Origin of the sequence: Corynebacterium sp. HMSC078A10 (genome assembly GCF_001811565.1) — a bacterium.
Classification (GTDB): domain Bacteria; phylum Actinomycetota; class Actinomycetes; order Mycobacteriales; family Mycobacteriaceae; genus Corynebacterium; species Corynebacterium hesseae.
The window spans coordinates 144,433-165,732 of the sequence record NZ_KV805205.1 but is presented as its reverse complement, the minus strand read 5'-3'; the positions used below and the strand labels follow the sequence as shown (position 1 = coordinate 165,732).

At 61.8% G+C, this 21,300-nt stretch carries 16 protein-coding genes; 9 read left to right on the top strand and 7 right to left on the bottom strand.

The window, feature by feature from the left end:
* Positions 1-92: 92 nt before the first annotated feature.
* Together HMPREF2808_RS06895 and HMPREF2808_RS06890 are read left to right on the top strand one after the other, a co-directional pair.
* On the top strand, positions 93-1,865 hold the full coding sequence (locus HMPREF2808_RS06895) for an ATP-binding protein (RefSeq protein ID WP_070597161.1): 1,773 nt from the start codon (positions 93-95) through the stop codon (positions 1,863-1,865).
* Positions 1,866-2,117: 252 nt separating this feature from the next.
* Positions 2,118-2,675 carry a GNAT family N-acetyltransferase gene (locus HMPREF2808_RS06890; RefSeq protein WP_070531085.1) on the top strand — a complete coding sequence of 186 codons (558 nt, stop codon included), beginning with the start codon at positions 2,118-2,120 and terminating at the stop codon, positions 2,673-2,675.
* A 501-nt stretch (positions 2,676-3,176) separates the two neighbouring features.
* On the opposite strand, the gene HMPREF2808_RS06885 is transcribed toward HMPREF2808_RS06890, so the two are convergent.
* Positions 3,177-6,608: a pyruvate carboxylase gene (locus HMPREF2808_RS06885; protein ID WP_070597160.1), complete on the bottom strand. Its 3,432-nt coding sequence runs from the start codon at positions 6,606-6,608 to the stop codon at positions 3,177-3,179.
* A gap of 338 nt (positions 6,609-6,946) precedes the next feature.
* Between HMPREF2808_RS06885 and HMPREF2808_RS06880 the strand changes: the two genes are divergently transcribed.
* Positions 6,947-7,633, top strand: a complete 687-nt coding sequence (locus HMPREF2808_RS06880) for an ABC transporter ATP-binding protein (RefSeq protein WP_070597159.1) — start codon at positions 6,947-6,949, stop codon at positions 7,631-7,633.
* Positions 7,623-10,058, top strand: coding sequence for a BatD family protein (locus HMPREF2808_RS06875; RefSeq protein ID WP_070597158.1), 2,436 nt, complete (start codon positions 7,623-7,625; stop codon positions 10,056-10,058). The genes HMPREF2808_RS06880 and HMPREF2808_RS06875 overlap by 11 nt, the downstream gene beginning before the upstream one ends.
* On the opposite strand, the gene HMPREF2808_RS06870 is transcribed toward HMPREF2808_RS06875, so the two are convergent.
* From HMPREF2808_RS06870 to prpD, 3 genes are read right to left on the bottom strand one after another with little or no spacing between them, the layout of a single operon-like run.
* On the bottom strand, positions 10,055-11,203 hold the full coding sequence (locus HMPREF2808_RS06870; protein ID WP_070597157.1) for a bifunctional 2-methylcitrate synthase/citrate synthase: 1,149 nt from the start codon (positions 11,201-11,203) through the stop codon (positions 10,055-10,057). The genes HMPREF2808_RS06875 and HMPREF2808_RS06870 overlap by 4 nt on opposite strands.
* A 50-nt stretch (positions 11,204-11,253) precedes the next feature.
* Positions 11,254-12,186, bottom strand: coding sequence for a methylisocitrate lyase (gene prpB, locus HMPREF2808_RS06865; protein ID WP_070563895.1), 933 nt, complete (start codon positions 12,184-12,186; stop codon positions 11,254-11,256).
* Positions 12,187-13,698, bottom strand: coding sequence for a 2-methylcitrate dehydratase PrpD (gene prpD, locus HMPREF2808_RS06860; RefSeq protein WP_070563892.1), 1,512 nt, complete (start codon positions 13,696-13,698; stop codon positions 12,187-12,189). It abuts the gene before it with no gap.
* A 166-nt stretch (positions 13,699-13,864) separates the two neighbouring features.
* Between prpD and HMPREF2808_RS06855 the strand changes: the two genes are divergently transcribed.
* Positions 13,865-15,172, top strand: coding sequence for a short-chain fatty acyl-CoA regulator family protein (locus HMPREF2808_RS06855; RefSeq protein WP_070530634.1), 1,308 nt, complete (start codon positions 13,865-13,867; stop codon positions 15,170-15,172).
* Positions 15,173-15,306: 134 nt separating this feature from the next.
* Positions 15,307-15,384, top strand: coding sequence for an Ltp family lipoprotein (locus tag HMPREF2808_RS13025; protein ID WP_083299228.1), 78 nt, complete (start codon positions 15,307-15,309; stop codon positions 15,382-15,384).
* A 35-nt stretch (positions 15,385-15,419) separates the two neighbouring features.
* Here HMPREF2808_RS13025 and HMPREF2808_RS06850 read toward each other — a convergent pair whose 3' ends face one another.
* From HMPREF2808_RS06850 to upp, 3 genes are all read right to left on the bottom strand, one after another.
* Complete coding sequence (locus HMPREF2808_RS06850) at positions 15,420-16,844, bottom strand: NAD(P)H-quinone dehydrogenase (protein ID WP_070530636.1); 1,425 nt, start codon at positions 16,842-16,844, stop codon at positions 15,420-15,422.
* 72 nt (positions 16,845-16,916) lie between these two features.
* On the bottom strand, positions 16,917-18,098 hold the full coding sequence (locus tag HMPREF2808_RS06845) for a M20 family metallopeptidase (RefSeq protein WP_070563889.1): 1,182 nt from the start codon (positions 18,096-18,098) through the stop codon (positions 16,917-16,919).
* Between the two features lie 106 nt (positions 18,099-18,204).
* A complete protein-coding gene (upp, locus tag HMPREF2808_RS06840) occupies positions 18,205-18,840 on the bottom strand; it encodes a uracil phosphoribosyltransferase (RefSeq protein WP_070624306.1) in 636 nt (211 codons plus the stop codon).
* A 61-nt stretch (positions 18,841-18,901) separates the two neighbouring features.
* Between upp and HMPREF2808_RS06835 the strand changes: the two genes are divergently transcribed.
* Genes HMPREF2808_RS06835 through HMPREF2808_RS06825 form a run of 3 tightly spaced genes read left to right on the top strand, consistent with a single transcriptional unit; the run spans position 18,902 to position 21,299 of the window.
* Positions 18,902-19,186: a hypothetical protein gene (locus tag HMPREF2808_RS06835; RefSeq protein WP_070563886.1), complete on the top strand. Its 285-nt coding sequence runs from the start codon at positions 18,902-18,904 to the stop codon at positions 19,184-19,186.
* The gene (locus HMPREF2808_RS06830) at positions 19,186-20,049 is read left to right on the top strand and encodes a C40 family peptidase (protein WP_070563883.1); all 864 of its coding nucleotides are present in this window, start codon (positions 19,186-19,188) and stop codon (positions 20,047-20,049) included. Before HMPREF2808_RS06835 ends, HMPREF2808_RS06830 begins: the two co-directional genes overlap by 1 nt.
* A gap of 11 nt (positions 20,050-20,060) precedes the next feature.
* Positions 20,061-21,299, top strand: coding sequence for a hypothetical protein (locus tag HMPREF2808_RS06825; protein WP_070530645.1), 1,239 nt, complete (start codon positions 20,061-20,063; stop codon positions 21,297-21,299).
* The last annotated feature ends 1 nt before the right edge of the window (position 21,300 follow it).

The window sequence follows — 21,300 nt, the reverse complement described above, 5'->3', positions numbered from 1 at the left end:
GACACGAAACCAAGACGTGACGGTATCCTCATGTTTTGGTGTGCAAGAATAGTACGCAGTCCTATCAGAAAAATTGGAGGAGGGTTCCTGCCGTGGCAGTTGAAACCAAGAACATCACCAAGGTCCTCGTGGCCAACCGCGGTGAGATTGCGGTCCGCGTCATCCGTGCGGCTCGCGATGCCGGCATCGCATCCGTAGCGGTTTATGCCGAGCCCGATGCTGACGCCCCATTCGTCACGCTTGCCGACGAAGCCTTCGCACTCGGCGGCCAAAACTCCGCTGAGTCTTACCTCGATATCAACAAGATTCTCGACGCCGCCTCCAAATCCGGCGCCGACGCTATCCACCCCGGCTATGGCTTCCTCTCCGAGAACGCCGACTTTGCCCAGGCCGTCATCGACGCCGGCCTGATCTGGATCGGCCCCTCGCCGCAATCGATTGCGGACTTGGGTGACAAGGTCACCGCCCGCCACATTGCCGAGCGTGCCGACGCGCCCATGGCACCGGGTACCAAGGATCCCGTCGCCAGCGCCGAAGAGGTCGAGGCCTTCGCCGACGAGCACGGCCTGCCCGTTGCCATCAAGGCTGCCTTCGGCGGCGGTGGCCGCGGCATGAAGGTCGCTCACACCCGCGAGGAGATCAAGGACCTCTACGAGTCCGCCACCCGCGAGGCCACCGCAGCCTTCGGCCGCGGCGAGTGCTTCGTTGAGCGCTACCTGGATAAGGCCCGCCACGTCGAGGCGCAGGTCCTGGCTGACCAGCACGGCAACGTCGTCGTCATGGGCACCCGCGACTGCTCCCTACAGCGCCGCTTCCAGAAGCTCGTCGAAGAGGCCCCTGCCCCCTTCCTCACCGATGAGCAGCGCGCCTCCATCCATGAATCCGCCAAGCGCATCTGCCGCGAGGCCGGATACTACGGCGCTGGTACGGTGGAGTACCTCGTAGGTGCGGATGGACTCATCTCCTTCCTCGAGGTCAACACGCGCCTCCAGGTGGAGCACCCCGTTACCGAAGAAACCACCGGCTACGACCTCGTTCGCGAGCAGTTCCGCATCGCCGAGGGCCGCGAGCTTTCCATCGCCGAGGACCCGACCCCGCACGGCCACGCCTTCGAGTTCCGCATCAACGGCGAGGACGCCGCTGCGGGCTTCATGCCGGCTCCTGGAACCATCGTCTCCTACTCCGAGCCTTCCGGCCCGGGCGTGCGTATGGATTCCGGCGTGCGCGAAGGTTCCGTCATCGGCGGACAGTTCGATTCCATGCTGGCCAAGCTCATCGTCTGGGGCCCGGACCGCGAGACCGCCATCGCGCGCGCACGCCGCGCGCTGTCCGAGTACCGCATCGAAGGCCTGCCCACGGTTATCCCCTTCCACCAGGCAATCCTCACCGATCCTGCCTTCACCGCCGAGGACGGCAACTTCACGGTCTACACCAAGTGGATCGAGGAAGAGTGGGTCAACGAGCTGCCCGAATACACCGACACCGCCGAAGCACCTGAGGATGAGGACCAGGAAGCACCCCAGAAGTTCGTCGTCGAGGTTGGCGGCCGCCGCATCGAGGTTGCCCTGCCGGGCAACTTGCTCTTGGGTGGCGGCAACAAGCGCAAGAAGTCGAAGAAGCGCCGCGGTAAAGGCGCAGCAGCCAACGTGTCCGGTGACGCCGTGACCGCACCGATGCAGGGCAGCGCCATCAAGGTCGCCGTCGAAGAAGGCCAGGAAGTCGAAGAGGGCGAGGTCGTCGTCGTCCTTGAAGCCATGAAAATGGAGAACCCCGTCAAGGCCCACAAGTCCGGCACCGTGACCGACCTCAAGGTGTCCACCGGCACGCAGATCAACAAGGGCGAGCCGATTCTGGAGATCAAGTAATTTGCCGATGCTTCCTTACGGCCAGGGAGCACTGCAATAACCTTGCTTCAGTCAGCAACGTTACATACTCTTTGTACGTGATACCCCGGTGGAGCTCTGCTCCGGGTCACTGACTCGCTGAGTACAACTTACCGGGGTGCTGACTTGTCGCTCTGAGGGGATGCAACAGTGGCGCATCAGGATAGCGCCACCAACTCCACTCGAACCACTCAGTGAGTAGCTAGATTCAGAGATCAAGTAGCCTCGAAAGGCATGAGCGTTAACGATTCTGAGTTCGGTGTACGGTTGGCCAAGGAGCACGACCGTACCTACCTCTCCCGTCTCCTTTTCCTCGCCGATGTCCTCGGTGACGAGGACGCCCATATCGGGGATTTCCACACGCCTGACGTGGGGCTGTACATCGACGAATGGTCGCCCCATGTCGACGGCGGCGTCATCGCAGTCTCCAGCCATCGCGTCCCCGTCGGTGGTGCGTGGCTGCGCTACTACACCACTGAAGCGAAGGGTGCCGCCTACACCGGCAACCCCGAGGCCGATCCTTTTGATGAGTCTCAGTGGGCCACCGACCTAGATCCGGAGGAAATCCCCGAGCTCTTCATTGCTGTGGAGTCTCGCTACAGGGGCCTAGGCGCTGGGCGACGCCTCCTGCGCAACGCCTGCGACCTCGCCGAGGCGCAGCAGGCTCCCGCCGTATCGCTGTGGATTGAGCCGGAGAACACTGGCGCCCGCAAGCTGTATGAATCCGAAGGCTTCGTCGACATCGACGTGCCCGGCCGCCCGGATGCTCACGTGATGCTCAAGCGCTTCTAGTACGCAAACCGACAAAAGGTGTCGACTATACTCGACACTTCCTCGGTTTCTTGTAAAAGTGTCGACTATACTCGACGCCTTCGGCGGCGCGCCGACGACAGCGCCAAGAGCGACGTTGCTCACCCACCCATGACCCAAGTCGGGTGACAACGACCGTTTCCGTAGAACGCTGCACGTATCTTCGCGAAACGGATTACCTTCTTCGCACCCCTCGCAACGCACAGCATCTGCATGCCTCCATCGACATGCTGGAGACATCTGCCAAAAGGCGTCTGGTAAAAGGCATCTGCCAAAAGGCGTTTTCACGGCTAAAAACGCCTTTTACTCATTGCAGATGGCGTTCTTGGACCCAAAGATGCCTTCTGCCAGATGCCTTTTACGAGGCACGCCCTCCTGACTTAGGCCAATGCAGTGCGGAAAAATCCCACCCCACCGCTGAAAACCACCGGTGAGCAGCGCCAAGAATGACGCTGCTCACCCATCCATGACCTAAGTCGACTTTTAGTTGATAACGGCGATGAGGTCGCCGCCCTCCACCTTGGTGGCGGCGCCAATGGCGACGCGCTCGATGGTGCCATCCTTGGTGGCGGAAATAGAGGCTTCCATCTTCATGGCCTCGATGACGGCGATCTGGTCGCCGGCCTTGACCTCGTCGCCAGGCTTGGCGGTCGGGTTCACCACGCCGGCGAACGGTGCGGCCACGTGGCCCTCGTTGGACGGATCGGCCTTCTCCACGGTGGCGACGGTGGACTCGACGTTGTTGTCGCGCACCTTGAGCGGGCGGATCTGGCCGTTGACGTTGAGCACGACGTTGCGGATGCCCTTCTCGTCCGGCTCACCCATCGCGTCAAGACGCACGGTGATGGGCTTAAGATCCGCGCGGTCGTTGGAGCCCTCCGGGAAGTGGTGAACAATGTAGTCCTTACCTTCTTCCAGACCGTAGAAGAAGACCGTGTCCGTCAGCGCCTCGGTGTTGCCGTAGGTGCGGCGGAACTCGTTGAACTCCTCGAACTGCTTCGGGAAGAGCAGGCGGTTGAGGGAAGCGCGGCGCTCGGTGGAATCATCCGAAGCCAGGTGCTTCTTCTCATCCTCCGGCACGGGCTTGACGGTGACGTCGCCAGGCGCGCGGCCCTCCAGGACCTTATCGCGCAGCGGCGGCCAACCACCCGGAGGCGTACCGAGCTCACCGCGCAGGAAGGCGATGACGGAATCCGGGATGTCGTACTTGGTCGGGTCGGCCTCAAAGTCAACCGGGTCTACGCCAGCGCCCACAAGGTGCAGGGCGAGGTCACCGACCACCTTGGAGGACGGGGTCACCTTGGTCGGGCGGCCGAGCATCTCATTCACCGCAGCGTAGGTGTCCTCGATGATCTCGAAGCGATCCTCCAAGCCCAGAGCGGTAGCCTGCGCGCGAAGGTTGGACAGCTGGCCACCTGGAATCTCGTGGCGGTAGACGCGGCCGGTCGGTCCAGGAATACCCTTCTCGAAGGGCTGGTAGAGCTGGCGGACGGCCTCCCAGTACGGCTCAAGGTCGGAGACGGCCTTGAGGGAGATGCCGGTATCACGAGAGGAGTTCGAGAATGCCGCGATGATGGCGGACAGCGAAGGCTGGGAGGTAGTGCCCGCCAGCGGCGCGGAAGCACCGTCGACGATGTCGGCACCAGAAAGCGCTGCCGCGTAGTAGGTGGCCAACTGACCGCCAGCGGTGTCGTGCGTGTGCACGTGAACCGGCAGGTCGAACTCCTTGCGCAGAGCCATAACCAGCTTCGATGCGGACTCCGGACGCAACAGGCCCGCCATGTCCTTGATGGCCAGGACGTGAGCGCCGGTGTTCACGATCTCCTCGGCCAGCTTGAGGTAGTAGTCCAGCGTGTAGAGCTTCTCATCCGGGGAGCACATGTCGCCCGAGTAGGCCATAGCGACCTCGGCCACGGTGGTGTTGGTCTCCAGGACGGCGTCGATTGCCGGGCGCATCTGGGTGACGTCGTTCAGCGCATCGAAGATGCGGAAGACGTCCACACCAGACTTGGCGGCCTCCTGCACGAAACCGGTGCACACATCGTTGGAGTACGGCGAGTAGCCCACGGTGTTGCGGCCGCGCAGCAGCATCTGGATGTTCTGGTTCGGCATGGCCTCACGCAGCAGATCCAGGCGCACCCACGGGTCTTCCTTGAGGAAGCGCATGGCGACGTCGTAGGTCGCACCGCCCCATGCCTCCACCGAGTACAGCTCCGGGGTCATGCGGGCGACGGCTTCAGCGGCGGTGACCAACGCGGTACCGCGCACGCGGGTGGCCAGCAGGGACTGGTGGGCGTCACGGAAGGTGGTATCAGTGACGGCCAGAGCGTCCTGCTTGCGGATCTTCTCCGCCCACTTCTTCGGGCCCAGCTCCAACAGTTCATCGCGGGAACCGCGGGGCAGCTCAGAGTTAAAGTCCAGGTCCGGCAGCTTGTCGAAGGGGCGCAGGGTGGTCGGGCGCTCGCCGTTCGGCTTGTTGACGGTCACATCAGCGATGTAGTCGATGATACGGCCAGACTCATCCACGGCCGGCGGAGCCTTGAGCAGGTCCGGGTGCTCCGGAATGAAGCTGGTGTCCACGCGGGTGTTGACGAAGTCCGGCTCGCGCAGCAGGGCGCGCAGGAAGCCGATGTTGGTGGCCACGCCGGCCACGGTGAACTCGTTGAGCGCGCGCTGTGCACGTGCCACGGCCTGCTCAAAGTTGACTCCACGGCAGGTCATCTTCACCAGCAGGGAGTCGAAGTTCGGGGAGACCTCAGCGCCGACGGCCGTTGCGCCGTCGAGACGCACGCCTGCGCCGCCCGGCGAGCGGTACTGGGTCAGCGTGCCGGTATCCGGGCGGAAGCCATTGGAGGGATCCTCGGTGGTGATGCGGCACTGGAGCGCCGCGCCGGTGATGTGGATGTCCTCCTGCTTCAGGCCCAACTCCTCGAGGGAGAAGCCCGCCGCAATCTGCATCTGGGACTTCACGATGTCCACGCCCGTGACCTCCTCGGTCACGGTGTGCTCGACCTGCACGCGGGGGTTCATCTCGATGAAGACGTGGTTGCCCTTCTCATCGACGAGGAACTCGACGGTGCCGGCGCCTTCGTAGTTGATGTGCTTGCAGAACTTCACGGCGTCCGCACAGATGCGGTCACGCAGCTCTGGGTCCAGCGTGGGTGCCGGGGCGATCTCGACGACCTTCTGGTGACGGCGCTGCACGGAGCAGTCACGCTCAAACAGGTGCAAGACGTTGCCGTGGGAGTCAGCCAGAATCTGCACCTCGATGTGCTGCGGACGAATCACCGCGGTCTCGAGGTAAACGTTGCCATCGCCGAAGGCTGCCTCAGCCTCGCGGGAGGCCTCAGCACACTTGGTCTTCAGCTCCGCCTCGTTCTCGATGAAGCGCATACCGCGGCCGCCACCGCCGGCCACTGCCTTCACGAAGACGGGGAAGTTAAAGTCCTTGGCGTATTCCGCCAGCTTGTCGACGTCCGTCGAGGGCTTCGAGTCCTTCAGAGTCGGCAGCCCCGCCTCCTGGGCAGCGGCAACCGCGGCGGCCTTGTCACCGGTCAGGTCCAAGGTCTCCGGGGTGGGACCGATGAACTTAATACCGTTGTCACGGCAGGCACGCGCCAAATCGGCACGCTCCGATAGGAAGCCGTAACCAGGGTAAATGGCATCCGCGCCGGACTTCTTGGCGGCGCGAATGACCTCATCGATGTCGAGGTATGCCTTGACCGGCTGGCCCTCGGTACCGATGCGCACTGCCTCATTGGCAAAGGCGCGATGGAAGGAGTTGCGGTCTTCCTTTGGATAAATTGCAACGGTCTTGGAGCCGACCTCAAAGGCAGCGCGGAAGGCGCGCACGGCAATCTCACCGCGGTTGGCCACCAAGATCTTAGAGAAGGACTTGTGGGCGGTATCAGACACTGGGAGTGATCCTTTCAGATAAGCACAATACGAACTTAAGGATAGTGTCCGAGGCGACAACGCGCGCGGAAATCGACATATCGGTCAACAGATTTCGAATAGGTTCTCGCCAGACTCCTAGGCACACCCCTAGAAGACTCACCCCTTCATGAACAGCTCCCCTTCCCCCCCCCCTTTAAACATGCAGCGGCCAAATAGGAGAAGAGTTACTTCGCTTTTAAAAAAATATAAACCTATTGACATGTTCTACCCTCCGTTTCTATCCTTCAATCAGGTTCATAAGAACCAACTTCATCCTTCACTTCCAAAGACCGCACGGTGAAGACAGAAAAGAGCTTATGAACTCAGTCACCATTTCTAACGTCCACAAGTATTTAGGCGAAGGCGCCCAGCGCACGCATGTTCTCAAAGGCGCAAGCCTAGAAGCTGGTGAAGGCGAGTTTCTCGGCATTTCAGGAAAGAGCGGCTCCGGTAAAACAACTCTCCTGCGCGCGGTTGCAGGTCTTCTACCTATCGATGAAGGCTCAATCTCGGTCTTCGATACCTGTGTATCCACCGCTGCTCCCAAGAAACTACTCGCCTTGCGCCGCAACACAATCGGCTTCGTCCATCAAGACGACCTGTTGATGAATGAACTCACAGCGCTCGAAAATGTCATGCTTGTGCTTGCCGCAGCGGGATTCGACGAGACGACGGCACACGACAAGGCTTGCGAGGCCTTAACCCAGGTAGGACTTGCAGAACTCGCTCAACGATTTCCCGCAGAGATGTCGCGCGGCCAATGCCAAAGAGTAGGAATCGCCCGAGCACTGTCTGGGAAACGGCGAATTCTCTTGGCTGATGAGCCGTCTGCTGCGCTCGATTCTGAAAACTCGCACGGCATTTTTCGACTCTTCAAGAAGCTGGCATCAACTGGCACAACCGTGATAGCGACCAGTCACGATCCCATCATGTTGGACTATTGCGGCACGGCCTACACGCTGATCGACGGCCAGCTTGGGAAAGCAGCCCCGAATGCTCAATGAACTAATCACGAAAGTCGTGCATTCTTCGAAACGGTATCGTTTCGGCGCAGCGGCAATCGCAGTGTGCTTAGGATTATTCGCATTTGCTGTCTCGGCTGATCTCTTCATGACGTTGTCCCCGCAGCAGAAGGCGCAGTCAGAATTGGGAAACAACGCCGTGCGGGTGGACGTGCCTGTGTACACGCGGGCGGGCGTGGTTGAACAGACGCTGCCGCAACTTGATTCCCCAGAGAGGGGCTTTACTACCCAACTCGAGACTTACGATCTCTATGTCGATAGCAATCCATCAGCTTCCCTTGTCTACAAGGAGTCTCACTGGGAAGAGCAAGCTCCCGATTTTGGGTTGGCATTGGTTCAGGGCCATTGGCCCAGCGCTCCTGGCGAGGTAGTAGTTACCGAGGACGTGAACTTCAACGTCGGAGAACACACAACCGCATTCAACGGCACGCTACCGCTCCGCATCGTTGGCGTTGTATCGAATTCCTTCCACAGCCAGGAGAAAGCGGTGTACGGCGCATCGGGAACATGGAACACCATCGACGCCGACGCTTATTCCATGACCTCCGCTTCGGTCCGGCCGATTGTGTTCGGTTCCGAAGGAACGACTCCTGCCGAGCTCACCGACTTCATTAGCAGTCAGCTCGAAACTACAAACCTCGTTGATCGCGCCGCGCTTGACGACGCCTTTTCGACCTCACTCCTCACCCGCGAAAGCCTGCTCGCCACGCCGCCTTCAGGGTTCGCCGATAGCTATTCTTTCTTCTTCGGCCTGTTCGCCATTGTCATACCGTGTGCTTTGATCCTCTTTTTGTGGCGAGTCACGTACCTAGTTCTTCACCCGTTGAACCGGCGGTTCTTCGAGCTAGGAATCTCGCCCTTCCTGTTGTGGAAGTCCAGCACATCCACCCTGCTTCGTTCAGCCCTGATGTACTCCGTCTTAGGCCTCGTTGTAGGTGCAGGCCTGGCGCAATGCGTGCGCCCATTCATTTCGGGACTTGCAGGGTTGCCTGATCCTGGAGTCCTCATTCCGTGGAAATGGTTAGTGCTTCTTCTCGCTAGCTCGCTTGCAGCACTCCTGATTGGCGGTATTACCACCGCGCCGTCGACCCAGCCGCATCCGTTCTGGAAAGATATCCCGCTGCCGGCCCTATCGGCATCATTCTTGCGTTGGAGTGCTATAGCTATTGTCCTTGTGGCCGCACTCTTTACGGTCGCTTCAGCACTGCTGGGGCCAGACGTGTTCGAAACTTGGGCGCCATTGCCAACCGTGGCATTGTGCATCGTCTTTTCTCTTCTTCTCGCACGCTGTCCGCGAACCAGCCGGCCCTACACTCCAGCAGGCGTGGCCCTGAGACTTGCAGAGAAGCACCGGCAGCTTATTGGCACGGGTCTGACGTTGTTGGTCCTGTGCATGGGAACCGCAGTGTTTAGCAGTTCGATGTCAGCCAGCTTCACAGCCAGTGAGAATGACAGCTTGATGTCAACGATCGCCCCAAACCAGGCACACATTTTAGAGAAGACAGATGACGGGCTTTCCACGCGTGCTGAATCCGTTCAGCACGTAGCCACTGCGTTGGATGTGCCCGCCCCAGTTCGTGTTTCTTATGTCCAAGCCACACTGGACATGCCCACGGAGATGTCGGGGACCTTTGGCGTACTGAGCGTCGAATCCGTTCATGACGTAGAGCAACTCTTAGATCGAGAGCTTACTGCCTCAGAAAAAGAAGTCCTTAAGACTGGAGCATTAGTCCGTGATCACAGATTCATCAACCAAGACCACGTTTCAATCAGCACAAGCAAGAACTCAGGCCCCACATCACTTTCAGCGCTGAGTATGGACTTCGGGCCACACTGGGAGAAGCTAGCTGGAGGATTTATCCTTGCATCCACGGCGCAGAAACTAGATGCATCGGCAGGTAGGACACAATGGGTCTTTACGGGTCTCCAGGAAGACCAAGAAAAGCGCTTTCTTGATAGCGCTGCACAAGCCCATATCCCCCACGAGCTCGTACTACTGCCGCTGATTCAAACCTCTTCGACACCGCGGGCATTCTATATCAGTTTGGCAGCCGCGCTGCTCAGCGCGTTAGCCGTAACCTTTGTTTTCTCGCGGCAACTTGCTTGCGCCACCGAAGCAATCGAGACCACCTTCAAAGTACTAGGCCTCGATTCTTCCTGGCACCTAAGAATCGTTGTACTCACTACGGCCACACTGGCATGTGCCGCGATCATTACTGGCTGTCTCGCTGGAATCCTCCCGCTTGCCGGAATGGTCTACGCAATGGGAGATGGCCTCACTTTTGCCATCGATTGGAATGCACTTCTTGTTGCCGCAGGCGCAATAGCATTAGGCGCTGCATGTGGCGTCGGCATGTCATGCCTTCGCCACATGCAGCGCCCGTCGTCAAGCGCAACCGCTAATTAGATCTGCTTCGGCGGAACGGAGCGCTGCTCCTTGCCGTTGTAGGCAGACAGCGGGCGGATCAGGGAGTTGTTCTCGTTCTGCTCCACGATGTGTGCGGTCCAGCCGGTGATGCGGGCCATCACGAAGATCGGGGTGAAGAACTCAATGTCGAAACCAAGGATGTGGTACGCGGGGCCAGCCGGGAAATCCAGGTTCGGCTGAATCTTGATGGAGGTGTTCTCGTACATGGTCTTCGCCATGTTCTCGTACATCTCCACCCACTGCTCCTGGCCGTGGTCCTTGGCCAGCTCGCGGAAGGCAGCCTCCATGGTCGGAACACGGGAGTCACCGTTCTTGTACACGCGGTGACCGAAGCCCATGACGAGCTCCTTGTTCTTGAGCTTGTTGAGCGTCCACTCCTCTGCCTTGGCCGGGTCACCGACCTCCAGGAAGTTCTTCATCACGGCCTCGTTAGCACCACCGTGCAGCGGGCCCTTGAGGGCGCCAATGGCGGCGGTGACGGCGGAGTAAGTATCGGACATCGTGGAGGTCACCACGCGGGCGGCGAAGGTGGAGGCGTTGAAGGAGTGCTCGGCGTAGAGGATGAGGGACTTATCAAAGGCCTCAATATCGGAGCGCGACAGGGCCGGCGAACCTTCCTCCTCACCGAAGACCATCCACAGGAAGTTCTCCGCAAAGCCCTTCTTGCGGGAAGGCTCGATGTAGCCCTCACCGCGGCGACGGCGGATATCGAGGGCGACGATGGTCGGCAGCTTCGCCATGAGCTCCAGCGCGGTGCGGCGGATGTGCTCAGAATCCTTGGTGTACTCCTCCGGGTCCTGGGAACCAATGAAGGAGACTGCGGTGCGCAGAACGTCCATCGGGTGGCAAGACTTCGGCATGGAGGTGATCAGGTCAATGAGGTGGCGGTCCAGGTGGCGCAATGCCTTCTCACGAGCGGAGAAACGAACCAGCTCATCCTGGGTGGGCAGCTCGCCGTTCCACAGCAGGTAGGCAACCTCCTCGAAGGAGCAGTAGCGTGCCAGCTCCTGGACCGGGTAGCCGCGGTAGGTCAGGGAGTTGGTCTCCGGGACAACCTTGGACACGGCGGTCTCATCGACGACAACGCCGTACAGGCCCTTGCGGATTTCTGGGGTTTCAGACATGGTGTTTTCTCCTTTTATTGGGTTCTAGTGTGAGTTTCAGGCCGTGTGCCCTAGTCGAAGGTGGGCTTGTAGCTGTCCTTGGAGTAGGTGAACACGCTCTGGTCGAAGGCGTTGTACTCGTCGTAGCGCACCAGCTCATACAGGCGGGAGCGGTGCTGCATGCGGTCGAGCCATTCCTCGGATTGCAGGCCGGTTTCCTGCATGTCGCGGAGGAATTCTTCGGTAGCGCCCATGGCCACGCGCAGGGTGGATACCGGCCAGATGACGGCGTTATAGCCCAGCTCCTCGATGCGCTTGGCGGACAGCAGCTCGGTCTTGCCGAACTCCGTCATGTTGGCCAGCAGCGGGGTGTCCACGGCGGCGCGGAACTTTTCAAAGTCCTCCGGCGAGTACAGGGCCTCAGTGAAGATGAGGTCCGCGCCGGCGTCGGCGTAGGCCTTGGCGCGCTCGATGGCCTCATCGATGCCGTGGATGCCGGCGGCATCGGTGCGCGCACAAATGATGAAGTTCTCATCGCGGCGCTCGTTGACCGCGGCGGTGATGCGGCGAACCATAAGGTCCGTCGGCACCACTTCCTTGCCATCGAGGTGACCGCAGCGCTTCGGGTTGACCTGGTCTTCCAGGTGGCAGCCGGCCAGGCCGGCGTCCTCCAGCGCGGCAACCGTACGGGCGGCGGACATGGGCTCGCCGAAGCCCGTGTCGGCGTCGACAAGCACAGGCAGGTCCGTGGCGCGGGCAATGTGCCCGGCGCGCTGCGCCACCTCAGTGAGGGTGGTGAGACCAATGTCCGGCAGACCCAAATCATTAGCCAGCACCGCGCCGGAGACATAGACGCCGCCGAAGCCGCCGATGTCCTGGATGAGCCGCGCGGTCAACGGGTTGAAGGCGCCCGGCAGCGTGGTAATTCCCGGTGCGTTCAGCGCCTCGCGGAAGCTCTTGCGCTTGTCTGCATTGCTGGTAGTAGAGCCAAATAGGCCAGCCATTTAGAACAGTCCCTTCGGGGTCTCGGGTGCGGTGGCGATAGCCTCGTCGGTGAGGCGAACGTTGAGCTCGCTCAGGTCGGTGAGGTTTTCCAGGTTCTGGGCGGCAGCGAGGAAGCGCTCCTGTTCCTCCTCCGATACCTTGCCGGCGGCGAGCTTCTTGAACTTGTTGATGTACTCCTCGCGGCCGAAGGGGCGGGCGCCGAGCGGGTGGGCGTCGGCCACCGCGCGCTCATCCTCAATCACGGTGCCGTCCTTGAAGGTAATGACAGCCTTGCCGCCGAAGGCCTTCTCCTCCAGGTCGTTGGAGTGGTAGCGGCGGGTCCACTCGGGGTCCTCGACGGTGGAAATCTTGTGCCACAGGTCGATGGTGTCCTGGCGGTGCTTGCGCTCGTCGGAGTAGGAGGTCTCGTAGTCCCACTCGCCGTCCTGCAGGGCCACGGCGAAGATGTACATGATGGAGTGATCCAGAGTCTCACGGGAGGCGTTCGGGTCCATCTTCTGCGGGTCGTTGGCGCCGGTGCCGATGACGTAGTGGGTGTGGTGCGAGGTGTGCAGGACGATGGACTCGATGTCCTCCACCTTCAGGCCCTTCTCAGCCAAGGTCTTCTTGAGGGCAAAGGCCATGTCAATCGGGGCCTGTGCCTGGTACTCCGCGGAGTGCTCCTTGGTGTAGGTGTCCAGGATGGCGCGCTTTTCCTCGCCCTCAGCCGGGAGAGGGACGGTGTAGGTGCGCTCCGGAGAGTGGAGCATCCAGGCGATGAAGCCGTCCTCGCCTTCCCAAATCGGGGCCGGGGCACCCTCGCCGCGCATGGAGCGGTCTACTGCTTCGATGCCCATCTTGCCGGCAAACGCCGGTGCATAGGCCTTCCAGGAGGAGATGAGGCCCTTGCGGGACTGGCGGGTGGCGGTGGTGGTGTGTAGCGCCTGGCCGATGGCCTGGTAGATGGTGTCGACGTCGAGGCCGAGCATGGTGCCGATGCCCGCGGCGACGGAGGGGCCGAGGTGCGCCACGTGGTCGATCTTCCACTCGTGAAGGCAAATGCCCTTGACCAGGTTGACCTGGATTTCGTAGCCGGTGGCGATACCGCGGATGAGCTCCTTGCCGGTCAGCCCCTTGTGCTGTGCCACGGCCAGGATTGGCGGGATGTTATCGCCCGGGTGGGAGTATTCGGCGGCGAGGAAGGTGTCGTGGTAGTCCAGCTCGCGCACGGCAGTGCCATTGGCCAGGGCTGCCCACTCGGCGGAGTAGGTGCCGTCAACACCAAAGATGGTGGCTCCGCCTTTTTGAGCCGGGTGGGCCTGAGCGATGACTCGGGCGGAGGTCACCGGGCGGCGGGTGGCAGAGGCCACGGCCACGGAGGCGTTATCGATGATGCGATTGATGATCATCTCGGTGGTCTCGGCCGGAACCTCAACGGGATCTGCTGCGACCTTGGCAATCTTGTACGCCAGGTGCTCTTCGATGGGGAAGTTCTCAGCGGACTTGTGGGTACGTACTTCGTGGTTAATCAACGGGGTTTTCCTCCTAGACAACAACGGCTGCGATAGCCATCACACTATCCCCCGCCCGTGTGGCCTGCCACATGTGTAAACTGTGTTTATCTGTTGCAGGGTTTTGCGTTGTTTGCAAACCTTGTGTAATTACCTGTTGGGGCGGCTTTTTGGGAGGACGCACACAATGAGCAAGCACTACGCGGGGGCAAGAATCCACGCACTACGCAAAGAACGCAAACTCACCCAAGCGGCCATGGCACAACAACTGGGGATGTCCACCAGCTATCTCAACCAGCTGGAGAATGACCAGCGCCCCCTCACCGTCACCGTCCTCATGCAGCTGACACAACGCTTTGGCGTTGACGCCACCTACTTCGCGGGAGACCGCGACCTGCGCGCGCTCGCCGAGCTGCGTCAGCTCTTCCCCGAGGCCTCCGACACCACACTCACTGACTTAAGCGGGCGCTTCCCCGAGCTACTCCCCAGGCTTGTCGCCGCCGCCGCACACACCCCCGCGGAAACCGGCCCTTTCGAAGCGGTCCGCGACTTCTTCTACGACGCCCACAACTACATTCACAGCCTGGACGTCGCCGCCGAGGAGCTGTCCGATTCCCTCGGTGACCGCGTCCTGCGCCGCGGGCGCTTGGCCTCAGTCCTGCAGGACGAGTTCGGCGTTACGACACGATTCTCCTCAGCCTCACCGCGCCGACGGACCTTCCACGACCGCGAGCTGCACCTGCGCGCAGGACTCACGGAAGCCCAGCTCGTCTTCGAGATGGCGCTCCAGTACTGCCTCCTGGCCTACCCGGAGCATTGCGCGGAACTCGTGGCTGAACTCCCCAGCGCCGAAGCCCGCTCCATCGGCACCTATGGTCTGGCCCAATACTTCGCGGCGGCCGTCACCATGCCCTATACGCAGCTCCTCACCACCGCGGAGGAGACGCGCTACGACATTGATGTGATCGCGGCATCCTTTGGCACTGGTTTCGAGACCACCGCGCAGCGCTTGTCGACGCTTCAGCGGCCCCACCACCAAGGTGTCCCTTTCTCCTTCATCCGGACCGACCGCGCGGGCAACATTTCCAAGCGCCAGTCCTCCACCGCCTTCCACTTTGCGCGCAGCGGCGGCTCGTGCCCGTTGTGGGTGGTCCACCGTGCTTTTGAAACGCCAAACCGCATCACGCGCCAGGTGGCTTCGATGCCCGATGACCACACCTACCTGTGGATCGCGCGCTTCGTCCAAGGCCAGGCTCAGGCTTGGGGCACGCCGCGCAAGGAATTCGTCGTGGGGTTGGGCTGCGATATTGCGCAGGCGGATCGCGTGGTTTACGCCGATGCGCTCAACCTCTCCCCTTCCGAGGCAACCCCCATCGGCCCCGGTTGCGCCGCCTGCCCACGCCCGGCCTGCCCGCAGCGCGCCTTCCCACAGGCGGGGCGCTCCGTCAGCCTCGACCTCAATGCCACTCCGGTTTCGGCTTACGCGACCTCGTAGTTTTCACCAATTCGCCCACGCTTTCGAATTTCCTGCAGCAATGTCCAGGTGGCTTGCCAAGATAGGACTCGCTCGGCACCACGCCGGGCTCTCGTCTCTCACCTAAGCAGGAGGTTCTCTCATGTCCAACCCCTATGCAGCTCACCAGCGACTACGGCGAGCGGTTCACCATGGAAGAAGCCCAGCATGCGGTGAGCACACTGGGCTTATAAAACCGAGCTGAAGCTAGAACAGAGCTGGAGCCTGCCTACTCGAGGTCGTCGTGGGCAACGAGGCGGCGGGCTGCCTCGGTGATGGTGCCGGACAGCGACGGGTAGACCGCGAAGGAATCCGCCAGCTGGTTCACGGTGAGCTGGTTGGTTACCGCCACGGCGATGGGCAGGATGAGCTCGGAAGCGGTCGGGGCGACGATGACGCCGCCGATTACGCGGCCGGAGGTCGCGCGGCAGAAGAGCTTGACAAAACCGTGCTGGAGAGAGCGCATCTTGGCGCGCGGGTTGGTGTTCAGCGGCATCGTGATGGTGCGCGCGGCGACCTCGCCCGCCTCAATCTCCGCCTGGGTAAAGCCCACGGCAGCGATCTCCGGGCGGGTAAACACGGCGGTGGCGACCGTCTTCAAGCGCAGCGGGGATACACCCTCACCCAGGGAGTGGTACATGGCGATACGCCCCTGCATCGCGGCAACGGAGGCCAGTGGGAAGAGGTCGGAGCAGTCACCCGCGGCGTAGATGCCGGCAACGTTGGTGCGGGAAACGCGGTCAACCTCGATGTGACCGGACTTCGTGGTAGCCACGCCAACGTGCTCGAGGCCCAGGTTCTTCGTATTCGGGATGGAACCGATGGACATGATGACGTGGGAGCCGTGGATCTCGCGGCCGTCCTGGGTCTTCACCACGACGTTTCCGTCCTCGGTGCGGGAGACCGTTTCGACGCGGCAGTTCTTTTCCAGCTCCACGCCGCGCTCAGCCAGGACGGTCTCGAGGACGTCGGCAGCATCGGCGTCATCATGCGGCAGAATGCGGTCGCGAGAAGCCACCATGGTCACGCGCACACCCATCTCCGCGAAGGCGGAAACGAACTCGGCACCGGTCACGCCGGAGCCGACGACGATGAGGTGCTCCGGCTCCTCCTTGAGGTCATAAACCTGCTGCCAGGTCAGGATGCGCTCGCCGTCCGGCTGAGCGCCCGGCAAGATGCGCGGGGTGGCACCGGTGGCAACGAGGACCAGGTCCGCGTCGAGGGTCTCGGTGGTGCCATCAGTGTGGGTGACATCAACCTTGTGCGCGGCACCCTTCACGCCGTGCTGGTCCTCGGAGAATGCGGCGCGGCCATCGATGACCTTGACGCCGATCTTCTCCAGGCCCGCGCGCACGTCGCGGGACTGGTTGCCGGCCAGCGCCTGCACGCGGCCGTTAAGCGCCTCCAGGCTCAGCTTCAGCGAGCCGAGCTGGTGGTTCAGGCCCATATCATCCGCGCGGCGGAAGTCGGTGCGAATGTTGGCGCCGGCAATAAAGGACTTCGACGGGACGCAGTCCAAAAGAACGGAGGAGCCACCGGGGCCCTGTTCCTCAACCAACGTAATGTGCGCGCCGTACTTGGCGCCGGCAGTCGCAGCCTCGTAGCCTGCGGGGCCGCCGCCGATAATTACGATGCGGGGGGCTTCCTGTGACACTGTCGCTCCTTTTTTAAAAATCTGCCTATAAGAACTCTGGGAAATCCTTGTCACAGTGTAGTAGTTAGAAAACTAATCCTCCACGTTGGCAAACTGTTCCGCCACGGAGCCGAAGAGTTTGACGCCCACGCCGATAGCCCTCTCATCGGGGGCCAAATCACCCATATGCAGATCGTGCTGCTCGCCTTCGCCGGACCAACAACCCAGGCGGGCCATGGAACCGGGGACCTTCTCCAAGTACCAGGAGAAGTCCTCGCCGCCCGAGGACTGCGGCGCTTGGACCACGGCTTGCGGGTCGATGGCCTGGGCAGCGCTGGCGAGGAGGGCGGTGGAGACGTCGTCGTTCAGCACCGGCGGAACCCCACGGTGATAGACCAGCTCATGTTCCACGCCCAGGGGCGCCAGGACCTGCTCCACAAGCTCAGAGAACAGCGTTTGCATCTCGCGCCAGATCCCGATATCCGCCGTGCGCATGGTGCCAGACACCGAGCCGGTCTCGGGAATCGCGTTCGGTGCATAGCCGGAATTCACCTGACCAAAGACCAAGACGGTGCCGGTGCGTGGATCGACGCGGCGCGAGAGCAAACCCGGCAGGTCCGTCAGCAGCTTGCCCAACGCATAGACGACGTCCGCCGACAAGTGCGGGCGCGACGTGTGCCCACCCGGGCCGGAGACGTTGATTTCCACGACGTCAGTCGCGGAGGTGATCGCCCCGGCGCGGACGCCAATGCGCCCGACGCGCAGCTTCGGCTCGACGTGGACGGCAAAGATGGAGTTCACGCCTTCGAGCGCACCCCACTCGATGACGTCGGTGGCGCCGCCTACCCAAACCTCTTCGGCAGGTTGGAAGATGACGCGAACGCCGAAGTCCAGCGGGTGCTCACGGTTGAGATCCGCCAAGGCACAGGCCGTGGCTAGTGCAATGGTGGTGTGCATGTCATGCCCGCAGGCATGCATGACGCCGGGGACCTCGGAGGTGTACTCAAGGCCCGTGACCTCCGTGACCGGGAGCGCGTCGATGTCGGCGCGGAAGGCCAGGCGCCCAAGTTCCGTATCGGGCCCGATGTCCACCATGAGGCCGGTTTCGGGGAAAAGCTGCGGCTCCAGACCGTACTCACGCAGGGTGCGAGACAGGAAGCGCGTGGTTTCCACTTCCTTATTGGAGGTCTCCGGGTGGCGGTGAATATGGCGGCGCCACGCGATGACCTCCGCGCGGTGGTTGCTGAACCACTCACTGACGTAGTCCGAGATCACTGCTTCCTCCTCCGTGGTGTCCTGTTGGGAAGAGTCTACAACTAGACCATGCGGTTCAGTTAGCCGGGCAGGTCACACGCCGGATATACTAAGCGGTCTACCTTCGCTACAGGTCGATATTGCGGGGACCGTAGAGGCGGTCGCCGGCGTCGCCAAGCCCCGGCACGATGTAGGCGTCCTCGTTGAGGGCCGGATCAATCGCCGCGGTAACCAAGCGAACCGGCAGCCCCGAGTTGGCCAGCGCATCGACGCCCGGCTGCGCGGACACCATGCAGATCGCGGTGATATCGGTGGCGCCGCGGTCCGCGAGGAGTTTCAGGGAATGCAGGAGGGAACCGCCCGTGGCGAGCATCGGATCGACGACAAAGACGCTACGCCCGCTGAGATCCTCCGGCAGGGCCTCCAGGTAAGGCACCGGCTCATGGGTTTCTTCATCGCGCGCCATGCCAATGAAGCCAACTTGGGCATCAGGGATCATCGACAGCGCCGGGTCAATCATGCCCAGTCCAGCACGGATGATGGGCACGATGATCGGCGGATCCTGCAGACGGGTACCGTCGGCCGTGGCGACGGGAGTGACACACTCAAAGTGCTCAACGGGCAGGTCGCGCGCCGCCTCATAGACGAGCATGGTGCCAAGATCCCGCAGAGCTGCACGGAAGGCGGCATTATCGCTGCGGGCATCGCGCATGAGTGTGAGCCGGGAGGCGGCGAGGGGGTGGTCTACTACGTGGATATCCATGCCCTTCACTGTATAAGAATCGGCCGGGAACCGATCAGCGGGCAGCACAGTCTAATAAGCCATGACTAGCTTCCACACGTTTAATATCGACACCGAACACACCCGTAGGCTGGCGCATGAGCTTGCCGCCATCTCCCAGGCCTCCTCCACTCCCCCTCCTGAGCTACCGGTCGATACCGTTCTGGGCGGTTTCACTGGAACCTTTAACACCGCCATGGAGAACCTTGCTGCCCGCCTTACCCAGGTCAGGGCGGATGCCGGTGCCGTGGCGGACTCCAGCTTCCGCATGGCCCGCGAAGCGGAAGACGCCGATGGTGCTCTCGCGAACGCGTGCGGGGGTCTGTGATGTTGGAGTCAGCACTCGCCCACATTGCCCGGATTCAGCCGGCGCAGCTTCCCGACGTCTCCCTGCCCACTGTGCCCGATCTCACTGCTGCAGGGCCGCTAGCGGAAATTGCGCATGGGGATCCACGGGCGTTGTTAGACACTGCACGCCAAGCCACTGAGGATCTCTCCACCGCCCGCTCAGCTCTGGATACTGCCCGCGGGCTCATCGCGGCGACAGTCAGGGACCTCATCGGTCTGGGCTTCGAGCTTCTCCAGCGCGGACTACCTATCGCTCTCGGGTTGCTTATCCCAAATCCTGCAACACAGGCTGCGGCGCGTTCAGCATTGCAAGCCCTGGCCATGGAATACGTTGGCAAAGCGATGCTTCGCGTCAAGCAGCTGGCTGGGGAGCTCCTGCAAGCAGCAGCTCCCCTCATCCCCATTGGCCAGCGTGCTGTTCGCCCCTCGGTGCGCGGCCCGCAGGAGGAAGGCGTGGTGCGCCACGCACTCACCGCGTCCTCCACCGCAAGCGAAGGAACCACGCAAGGGCAGGCAGCGACACAGGCCGCCTTGTCCCAGGTGGGGACTCCCTATGGGTGGGGCGGTACCGGCAATGGCAGCTTTGATTGCTCTGGGTTGACGCAATGGGCTTGGCGCCAAGCGGGGGTGGAGCTGCCGCGCACCGCAGAAAGCCAGACCGTGGGCCGTCAGGTAAGCGCAGACGAACTGCAGCCCGGTGACCTCATCGTGTGGGATGGTCACGTGGCCATGTACTCCGGCGGCGGACAAATGGTGGAAGCGGGCAGCCCTGTGCAAACCAATCCGCTGCGTACTAACAACATGGGGATGGCTTTCAAAGGGTTCTGGAGGCCTACAGGGTAGACTGTTTGCCCATGAACACCCGCGCGATTGTACCCATCCAGCTCTCCCTTTCTGAGGGTGATTTTTATACCCTCTGGGCGCCGAAGTGGCGCCAGAATGGTTCCGAGTGGCAGGCCTTCCTCGGTGATGACGAGTCCGTCTTGCTCTTTAACACCGAAGCCGAGATGCTGTGCTTCCTCGAATCCGGCTCGAAGCACGACCTGCTCGATCACCCAAAGTGGGAGGCCTTCAATTCCCAGGCGGCGGACCGCGTCGTTCCGGAGAAGAAGCACGTATACGACCTCATCGGCATGCCAAAGCACTTGGCTGGCCGCCCCAGCCACGAGAACGTGTCCACCGTCGCACGCTGCCTAGAAATTGCACACGCGCTGGCAGAGGTCGGGGCCGCGGAGCACACCGTGATTTTCTTCGCTTCGCATTCCATTTTGCGCAACCCCGCCCGCGGAGCCGATCACTATGCCGGTGACCAAGGCATGGGCGAATGGTCCGGCGTAGGCCGCGTTATTCATAGCAACTGGCGTGAGGTCATCGAGGACCTCGACAAGGTAGTCAAGGTCATCCCTTCCTCCGATTTCAGCCAGGAGGCAACCGCGGATGCCGCTACCCGCATCTCTGCCGCCAGCGAAGCCGCGGAAGAAGCACGCAAGAAGGCCGAAGAAGAGCGCGAGGCGGCAGCGAAATCCGCCGATCCCTACGACAATTCCCCGTGGGCAGCCGCAGGCATCGACCCGATTAAGATCACCGCCAACCAGCGGACGGTCTACACCCTGCGCACCTACCTCAACGGCAAGCCGGTGTTCCTGGGCAAGTGGGGCGAGATCTTTACCTTCCCCAGCTCCAAGGTGCTCGTGCGCTGGATCATGGAGAACGACGACCATGACCTAGCAAAGGTTTCCACCTGGGAGGAGGTCGTTGCCGCGGCGAACGCGGGCGAGCTCGAGGTCACCGTCCACCCGGATAACCAGTACACCTTCAATGGCATCGTGCGCGACATTGAAAAGGGTCCGGAGGCAGTCGATACGGATCAGATGAGCCGCTGCTACGAGGTCTGTGCCGACGCTGCCGACTGGGCCGGGGATGACTCCATCAACTCTTATATGCTGCAGAACCCGCGCTTCCAGGACTACCTGGGCTACATGCTCGGCTCCACCGAGCACGCGGGCTACGTCCCCTCCAAGCCCTACACCGAGCACGCGGAGTCCTGGAAGGGCCTGGAGGAAATGCTGACGAAGCGTTTCTCCCGCTTCTAGC

Coding starts and splice junctions, on each gene's coding strand:
- HMPREF2808_RS06875 (WP_070597158.1), top strand. CDS start 7,623: ATGCTCAATGAACTAATCACGAAAGTCGTGCATTCTTCGAAACGGTAT.
- HMPREF2808_RS06835 (WP_070563886.1), top strand. CDS start 18,902: ATGACTAGCTTCCACACGTTTAATATCGACACCGAACACACCCGTAGG.
- HMPREF2808_RS13025 (WP_083299228.1), top strand. CDS start 15,307: ATGCAGCTCACCAGCGACTACGGCGAGCGGTTCACCATGGAAGAAGCC.
- HMPREF2808_RS06855 (WP_070530634.1), top strand. CDS start 13,865: ATGAGCAAGCACTACGCGGGGGCAAGAATCCACGCACTACGCAAAGAA.
- upp (WP_070624306.1), bottom strand. CDS start 18,840: ATGGATATCCACGTAGTAGACCACCCCCTCGCCGCCTCCCGGCTCACA.
- HMPREF2808_RS06880 (WP_070597159.1), top strand. CDS start 6,947: ATGAACTCAGTCACCATTTCTAACGTCCACAAGTATTTAGGCGAAGGC.
- HMPREF2808_RS06890 (WP_070531085.1), top strand. CDS start 2,118: ATGAGCGTTAACGATTCTGAGTTCGGTGTACGGTTGGCCAAGGAGCAC.
- HMPREF2808_RS06825 (WP_070530645.1), top strand. CDS start 20,061: ATGAACACCCGCGCGATTGTACCCATCCAGCTCTCCCTTTCTGAGGGT.
- HMPREF2808_RS06830 (WP_070563883.1), top strand. CDS start 19,186: ATGTTGGAGTCAGCACTCGCCCACATTGCCCGGATTCAGCCGGCGCAG.
- HMPREF2808_RS06870 (WP_070597157.1), bottom strand. CDS start 11,203: ATGTCTGAAACCCCAGAAATCCGCAAGGGCCTGTACGGCGTTGTCGTC.
- prpB (WP_070563895.1), bottom strand. CDS start 12,186: ATGGCTGGCCTATTTGGCTCTACTACCAGCAATGCAGACAAGCGCAAG.